Source organism: Collinsella sp. Sow4_D11 (genome assembly GCF_052116465.1).
GTDB lineage: Bacteria > Actinomycetota > Coriobacteriia > Coriobacteriales > Coriobacteriaceae > Collinsella.
The window spans coordinates 1-745 of sequence record NZ_JBQKLA010000071.1; the positions used below are offsets into that span (position 1 = coordinate 1).

Genomic DNA, 745 nt, shown 5'->3' on the forward strand with positions numbered 1-745 from the left:
CCGGCACGTCTTGCCCACGAGCGGGCCCAGCGTCACCGCACGCGGGGGGCTCGTGTGGTACGCCGGGGGTAGGAGCGCGTAAGGGTCAGGCCGTAGCATCAGGCCGCCCCTAGCCCCGCCAGCAGTTGCGCGGCTTCGTCTTGGACGGCGGCAACGGGGTCTTTCGCAAGGTCTACGGTTTCGCGATCGCGCATGAAGTCTTTGTACGCGTCACGAAACGATTTCCCCATGCCGGTGAGGCTGCCGGGCGCGACGCTGCCGGGGTTGTCCAGAATGTGGGCCATGCCCAGCAAGTGAACCGCCAGCGGGTCTTCGTCGTAGTCGTTAATGCCCGCAGCCTCAAACCGTCGGCGCGTGGTTTCTTCCAGCCGCCCACGTAGCTCGGTGGGCTCGCCGTCGGCGTCGTCCCCCCGCCACGCATGGTTGGGCTCGGCGTCGTGGCCCTCAGGCTTGGGCGCGCGCCCGGCCTTCACCGCTGCCTTGGCCCGGTGCTTGGCCTGTCGGCACGTGTCTGAACACACGACGGCGTTAGACCGCCTGCCCGCCATGCTGCCCTTGCACACAACGCAACGCTTCCTGTTCATGCCGGCAAGGGTACCGCGAAACGTTACGGGTTCGGCGTCACGGTATGGCGACGCGGCAGAATAGGGGCATTGAACAGCGTTAAAACTCCGCTGGCTAGGGGCTGGTCACGCCCTTTTCCACGTGCTAGGTGTCCGCCCGATGGAGTGTCGGACACCTAGCA

General features: G+C 66.4%; 1 protein-coding gene. It reads right to left on the reverse strand.

Going from position 1 to position 745, the window contains the following annotated elements; translation table 11 throughout:
* Positions 1 to 98: 98 nt before the first annotated feature.
* On the reverse strand, positions 99 to 521 hold the full coding sequence (locus tag ACTQ40_RS10575) for a hypothetical protein (RefSeq protein WP_441564125.1): 423 nt from the start codon (positions 519 to 521) through the stop codon (positions 99 to 101).
* Positions 522 to 745 lie beyond the last annotated feature (224 nt).